At 44.6% G+C, this 5872-nt stretch carries 8 protein-coding genes and 1 pseudogene; 4 read left to right on the plus strand and 5 right to left on the minus strand.

Translation table 11 applies throughout. From position 1 onward, the window contains the following. Positions 1–578 (minus strand): annotated as a pseudogene (locus VIP81_RS10065) (nicotinate phosphoribosyltransferase); the annotation flags it as partial. A 62-nt stretch (positions 579–640) separates the two neighbouring features. Here VIP81_RS10065 and VIP81_RS10070 point away from each other — a divergent pair. Then, the gene (locus tag VIP81_RS10070; protein WP_331959339.1) at positions 641–1036 is read left to right on the plus strand and encodes a GRAM domain-containing protein; all 396 of its coding nucleotides are present in this window, start codon (positions 641–643) and stop codon (positions 1034–1036) included. Between the two features lie 4 nt (positions 1037–1040). On the opposite strand, the gene VIP81_RS10075 is transcribed toward VIP81_RS10070, so the two are convergent. Beyond that, positions 1041–1871, minus strand: a complete 831-nt coding sequence (locus VIP81_RS10075) for an ion transporter (RefSeq protein WP_331959342.1) — start codon at positions 1869–1871, stop codon at positions 1041–1043. Positions 1872–2015: 144 nt separating this feature from the next. On the opposite strand from VIP81_RS10075, the gene VIP81_RS10080 reads away from it, so the two are divergent. Genes VIP81_RS10080 through VIP81_RS10090 form a run of 3 tightly spaced genes read left to right on the plus strand, consistent with a single transcriptional unit; the run spans position 2016 to position 3595 of the window. Further along, positions 2016–2468, plus strand: a complete 453-nt coding sequence (locus VIP81_RS10080) for a MarR family winged helix-turn-helix transcriptional regulator (RefSeq protein WP_331959345.1) — start codon at positions 2016–2018, stop codon at positions 2466–2468. 28 nt (positions 2469–2496) lie between these two features. After that, on the plus strand, positions 2497–2940 hold the full coding sequence (locus VIP81_RS10085) for a DinB family protein (RefSeq protein WP_331959348.1): 444 nt from the start codon (positions 2497–2499) through the stop codon (positions 2938–2940). A 7-nt stretch (positions 2941–2947) separates the two neighbouring features. Next, positions 2948–3595, plus strand: coding sequence for a phosphatase PAP2 family protein (locus VIP81_RS10090; protein ID WP_331959351.1), 648 nt, complete (start codon positions 2948–2950; stop codon positions 3593–3595). Here VIP81_RS10090 and VIP81_RS10095 read toward each other — a convergent pair. The 3 genes from VIP81_RS10095 to VIP81_RS10105 form a co-directional block, all read right to left on the minus strand. After that, entirely contained in the window at positions 3584–4105 is a 522-nt protein-coding gene (locus tag VIP81_RS10095; protein WP_331959354.1) for a hypothetical protein, read from the minus strand. The two genes, VIP81_RS10090 and VIP81_RS10095, sit on opposite strands and share 12 nt — an antisense overlap. Positions 4106–4535: 430 nt before the next feature. Continuing rightward, on the minus strand, positions 4536–5363 hold the full coding sequence (locus VIP81_RS10100) for a phosphatase PAP2 family protein (protein WP_331959357.1): 828 nt from the start codon (positions 5361–5363) through the stop codon (positions 4536–4538). 58 nt (positions 5364–5421) lie between these two features. After that, a partial coding sequence (locus tag VIP81_RS10105) for an FUSC family protein (RefSeq protein WP_331959360.1) occupies positions 5422–5872 on the minus strand: 451 nt, incomplete at its 5' end.

Below are 5872 nucleotides of genomic sequence, written 5' to 3' on the forward strand. Positions count from 1 at the left end.
CTGCCAATAAAACAGCCTTCTCCGTAGTCACGCAGGGTTTTTACCACCAGTTTATGTACAGCCAGAGAATGTCTGCGCCGGGTGCCAAAATCTGCAATGGTGATCCCCATTTGTTTGTACTTCTCAATTTTCTCCCGGGTAATGCGGATCACCTCCTCGTCAGCCACCCGCTGTTGTCCGGTGAGCTGGTAGTATAATTCACAGATGAGCGACATCAGTGGTACTTCCCATAGAATGGTCCGGTACCAATAGCCATCGGCATGTACTTCCAGTTCCTCTCCGTGTTGTGCAATATGCACTTCTGCCGGATTATAACGATAGCCCTGCAGGAAATCAAGATAGGTTGGGTCCAGGTAAGGGCAGGTGACAGCCAGGTACTGCTTTTCCTCCTCGCTGAGTTGCAGTTGCTGCATGTTATCTACTGCTTTTCTCAAGGCTTCGGCAAAACCCGGCGGAAAGGAATGATGACCGCGGTTAATAAAAGTATAACGGGCACGCGCCTTCGGAAATAATTTTATCACCCCATGTTGCATGGTGAATTTATAGAAATCATTATCGAGGATCGATGTCAGGATCATTATTTGCTGTTTAGATTCACAATAAAATTATATTTTCGCGCTTAACCATATTGTTAGTTACCATGCAGCAGATTAAAGTAAAGTGGCCCCTTAACCCACACGAAACCGTTTTGTACAAAGTAAACGCAGTTTATCTTAAAAGTAAATGGCAGGCAAAACAAGGCGCCATCTGTATCACCAATGAAAGGATTGTGTTTGAAACAAAGCCGATGATGATGTTTATGTTATTTGGTGTTATTGGCTGGTTGCTCGCCAGGAACAAAAAGACCAACGAGTTCCAGTTGTCAGATATTACCAATTTTCAAAGAGGAAAACAGGGATTCAACAAAAAGATCGCTGAATTCGAATTGATCGATGGCAGTCGTTATCGTTTTGGGCTGACGGGTAAATGGGAAGATTTTGATCTCGCTTACCAGAAAGCAATATTGGATGTACAGCCGCTTTTCAGCGTACAATAACTGTTCAAAGTTTAGTGCCACAATATTTACAATAGTCCGCATTGGTGTCGTGTCCTTCACGCATGCAATGCGGACAAATTCTGTGATCTACTTCTTCCTTATTGCGTATCCTGCTCATTTCTACCGTTACAATCCCTGTGGGCACGGCAATAATAGCATATCCCATAATCATAATAACAGCGGAGAATGTTTGTCCCAGTGGGGTAATAGGGGCTATATCTCCATAACCAACGGTGGTTAAGGTCACTACTGCCCAGTATACACTCACCGGAATACTGGTGAAGCCGGAATTATGGTCGGACTCTATTACGTACATGATAGCGCCCAGCACCACTGTGAGCAAGCCGATAAAGAACAGAAACACAAATATTTTTCTTTTGCTTTTTTCGAGTGCCAGCGATAACTGTTTACTTTCATTGAGGAAGGGTACCAGTTTAAAGATCCTGAAAATACGCATCAGGCGTAAGATCCGGATGGTAAGCAGAAAATGGGCACCTCCATAAAATGCTTCCACATAGGTGGGCAGGATGCAAAGCAGATCTACAACACCGTAAAAACTACCAATATAGGCTTTGGGGCGATAACTGCACCATACGCGGAACAGGTATTCAATAGTGAAGATGATGGTAAATACCCATTCCAGTAAATGAAAAAGATCTCCGTATTTTTCCTGCAAGGGAACTACGCTTTCCATCATTACTACCGCCACGCTGATCAGTATGGCTATGAGCAGCAGGATGTCAAATACTCTCCCTGCGGGCGTGTCAGCCTCAAAGATGATGCTGTGCCACTTTTCCTGAAAGGGACTTAGTTGCCGCTTCGAATTGTTAGTCATCCTGCTGAGTTATGTTGTTTAAACAAAAAATGGTTTATTTATGTTTAGTGAAAAATTATTATCTGCGTAATTAGTGGAGGGTGCAACCATTTTTATCTTTGTGTACTCCACCCATCGTATATTAATTAATCCTTTAACCATATTATGGCGAAACCTGACATCAGTGCCAAACTGCGCATGAACATTGCGAGCGCAGTCGTTAGAACACATACGGCGTACCGGCTTAGACTATTGAATGTTTTTATGCAGGCAGGCCTGGATATTACACCAGACATGTATTTTATCCTGCGTTTCCTCTGGGGGGAGCAGGATGGCAGCCGTCAACAGGAACTGGCTGACAAAACAGGCAAAGATAAAGCCAGTCTGACCAAGTTACTGGACAATCTCGAAAAGCGTCACCTGGTGAAGCGTATCGCGGACGAAAAGGATGGCAGGAGTAAACGTATCTGGCTGACAGCCGCAGGAAAGAAGTTAAAGGAAAAAGTATACCCGTTGGCGTTATCTGTAGTAGAAATGGCAGAAAGAGGACTCACCAAAAGTGATCTGCAACAGGCGCAGGGGGTATTGGAGTGTATTTATAATAATATAAAAAGATGATCATCGAAGCTTTTCCTATCTTTAGATTATGCTTACCAGTATATTGATTAACTTATTTGAGCGGGATCTCAGTAAACTGGAACAGGAGATCGCCGCCTATGAAACATCCGCCGCTATATGGCGGGTTCCTCCCGGTATTACCAACGCTGCAGGGAATCTCTGTTTGCACCTGTGTGGTAATCTGCAACATTTTGTGGGGGCTGTATTGGGAAAAACGGGATATGTGCGTAACAGGGAGCTGGAATTCAGCGATAAGAATGTGCCCACGGAAGACTTACTGGTGTTGATCAGCAGTACACGACGTATAATCCTTACCGTTATTGCCGGTTTGACCGAAGAAGATCTGGAGAAAATTTATCCGGAGAAGGTTTTTTTTGATACCATGAGTACCGGGCATTTCCTGGTGCATCTGAGTACCCATCTAAGTTATCATCTCGGGCAGATAAATTATCATCGTCGTTTAACCCAGTAGTTATTTCATGAGTGCCGTTCTGCAGAATTTTATTAAAGTATATCAACAGCTGAAATACTTTATATGGCCCTATGTGGCTATTGTGTTTTGTGTGCTGTTTATCCGGTTGTTTCTCATTACCCGGGCGGATGCTTACTTCTATATTAATCGTTTACATACCCCGGCGGGCGACTGGCTCTTTCCTTATATTACGCAGCTGGGAAGTGCGTCGGCAGCGGTGTTGATTTCCTTGCTGTTGTTGGTTTTAAGGAAACGGATGGGTATTGTGATGGCTACGTCGTACCTGTTTACTGCCGCCGTAAGCTTCACGCTAAAGGCCATAGTAGGCTTTCCCCGCCCACACCGTTATTTTGCAGATCGTTTACATGACATCTACTTTGTGCCTGGTGTAGCCGTACTTGATAATTTCAGGAGTTTTCCATCCGGCCACAGTGTGTGTGCATTTACTGCTGCCACTGTGCTGGCCTATTACACCAAAAATAAGTACTGGTCTTTTTTATACCTCGCGCTGGCCATGCTGGTGGCTTATTCCCGTATGTATATGAGTCAGCATTTCCTGGAAGATGTCACAGCCGGATCTTTGCTCGGGGTATTTTTTACGATGGTATGGCTTGGTTTCTTTGGTCGTAAGGAAGAACAGCTTTCAGGACAGTAGATCTTTTTTCTGCTCAATTTCCTGTAACAGGGAATCCTGGTGTTGTTTCAGCATATCGCTATATAACCGGGCCGGGTTAGCCGGTTCGGGTACTTTTTCCTTATACCATGCTGGTGTGGGGGTATACCTTGCCCAGAGTATTTCATAGCCGATATAGATCTGGTATTTGCCTTCCCTTACATTATCCGTGTGTCCCAGCCGCCTTTCTTCACCGGGGGCCAGGTTTTCAATCAGGCGTGCCTGATGGGTAGTGCCCATGGTGGTGGTAATCACCTGGTCGATGGCTACAGTCATAAATCTTTTGTCAGACAGGTTCTTCACACTGCGTAAATATTTGGACACACTGAAAACGCTGTTGGACACGCCTACTATTCTGGCAGCTTGCATGGCGTCTTCTCCCGCAACAGGCTTTAATTTCTTTTCTTTAAAATTAGCAGTGCGGAAGCTTTGCGTTCTGAAGTGGATATACCACAACATAAAAAAGAAGAAAATAATTACCGGAACATACATAAGTAACAGCTTTTGAGGACGGGATTGTTAAAACATGGAATTGTTGTTTCTTAAAATAATAAACCATACCAGGTCATCAGGATTTTAATTATCATTTTGATAGTGTGAAAATAACGGGAATCATGCATGGTAGTGTAAATCCGATGTTAAAAAAGGTAAGTTTATTTTACCTCTTCACAGATGCTTTTCATAAAAATGAACAATTTTCTCGGACGTTAACAATTAAATCACAAAATTTCTCGATAGAAACCTGCAACTTTGCCCCATTGCCAAAAACAGGTGTTTGTAACCAGGTCAACTTTAGGGGTTAACCCCCATATATTCTTTGCTTAATATTCCCCAAATTTTTATAATATACTTACGTCTGGCAGGTACCTGCCAATGAGCTCATCCATTTACTGGTATGAGATAATTTTATCATGTTCGGGTATTAGCGGGGGAAAAAGATAAAACTAAGTCCGGTGCTGTGGTATTGGGGATTATAAAAGGGCATAACAATTTTGTTAGCCTTATGGGCGTCATCCTTAAATAATTTCCGCTGGATCCAGGGATACATCCAGTAGGCTGCCTTCGTGCTTAATATACCTATTCCTGCGCCAGCCACTACATCACTCAGCCAGTGTTTATTATTGTACATCCGCAGGGCGCCGGTTACCGTAGCCGCGGTATATCCTGCAACGCCATACCAGGGCGACACATCTTTGTATTCCTGACGGAGGAATTCTGCTGACGCAAAGGCGGTAGCCGTATGACCCGAAGGGAAAGAGAGGAAATCCGATCCATCCGGCCGCTCTTCATGCGACCAGTGTTTGATGCCTTCTACACTACCTGCGGTGATAATAGCCGAGATACCCAGGATAATGCTCCGGTCACGAAAATTGTGTTTACCATGTATTCCAGCGGCATTCAGGATATATACAGCGGCCACCGGGGAATATTGGAGGTAGTTATCGATATGCGTCCGGAATTGTGGATGATCCTCTTTCAGTTCCGCTTTGGTCGTGGAGTTGAGGTCCCGCAGCGTTGGATTATTGAGGGCAATGAGGCCATAACCGATCATCGCCACAGGAACAGCAATGCCTGCCACCGTGGTGTGAAATGCGGAAGGTTGTGTTTGGGCAAGACCGAATTTCGGGACCGCCGTTATAATATGGATGGAATCTTTTCCGGAAGGCAGGGAATCAGTATCCTGTGCTACTACTGTATGGCAGGTGAAGGCGCCCAACGCCAGTCCTGCCGAGAATATTATTTTCTTCATGCATCACTCCTTAATCGGTCAAATATATACGCCAATTCTGGAGGAATTCTGAATCTGTCTACTCGCCGCCACGATCCACCTTCGGCAGGATCATTTCAGCGGTGTGCCTGGTATACCTGTTATGGAAGATAAAGGTAATCAGGAGTCCCAGCAGACAGCCGGCCAATACGGAAAGGATTCTTTCTACAGCAGTATCCCACAGATGCGCGCCGGCTTCATGGGTCATTACGATAATGGTAGCTGCCAGTGCTGTACGGGTGGCGGGCTCCAGGTGAAGCAGATTACAGATGATTACTGTAATGAATACTGCCGTACACATCATCAGGATCATGTTGGGGTGCAACAGAATTAAAAGAAATCCGGAAATGCCACCTACTATATTGGCTTTAATCCGTGTAACCGCTAACGTTACTGCATCTGATCCATCAGGAGATAGTACCAACATCACAGAGATTAATACCCAGATGATGTCTTTATAATTAAAAGCCCACGACAGGCCAAGTACTACC

Origin of the sequence: Chitinophaga sp. (assembly GCF_036566945.1) — a bacterium.
Classification (GTDB): domain Bacteria; phylum Bacteroidota; class Bacteroidia; order Chitinophagales; family Chitinophagaceae; genus Chitinophaga.

Coding starts and splice junctions, on each gene's coding strand:
- VIP81_RS10090 (WP_331959351.1), top strand. CDS start 2,948: ATGAGTGCCGTTCTGCAGAATTTTATTAAAGTATATCAACAGCTGAAA.
- VIP81_RS10070 (WP_331959339.1), top strand. CDS start 641: ATGCAGCAGATTAAAGTAAAGTGGCCCCTTAACCCACACGAAACCGTT.
- VIP81_RS10075 (WP_331959342.1), bottom strand. CDS start 1,871: ATGACTAACAATTCGAAGCGGCAACTAAGTCCCTTTCAGGAAAAGTGG.
- VIP81_RS10095 (WP_331959354.1), bottom strand. CDS start 4,105: ATGTATGTTCCGGTAATTATTTTCTTCTTTTTTATGTTGTGGTATATC.
- VIP81_RS10100 (WP_331959357.1), bottom strand. CDS start 5,363: ATGAAGAAAATAATATTCTCGGCAGGACTGGCGTTGGGCGCCTTCACC.
- VIP81_RS10085 (WP_331959348.1), top strand. CDS start 2,497: ATGCTTACCAGTATATTGATTAACTTATTTGAGCGGGATCTCAGTAAA.
- VIP81_RS10080 (WP_331959345.1), top strand. CDS start 2,016: ATGGCGAAACCTGACATCAGTGCCAAACTGCGCATGAACATTGCGAGC.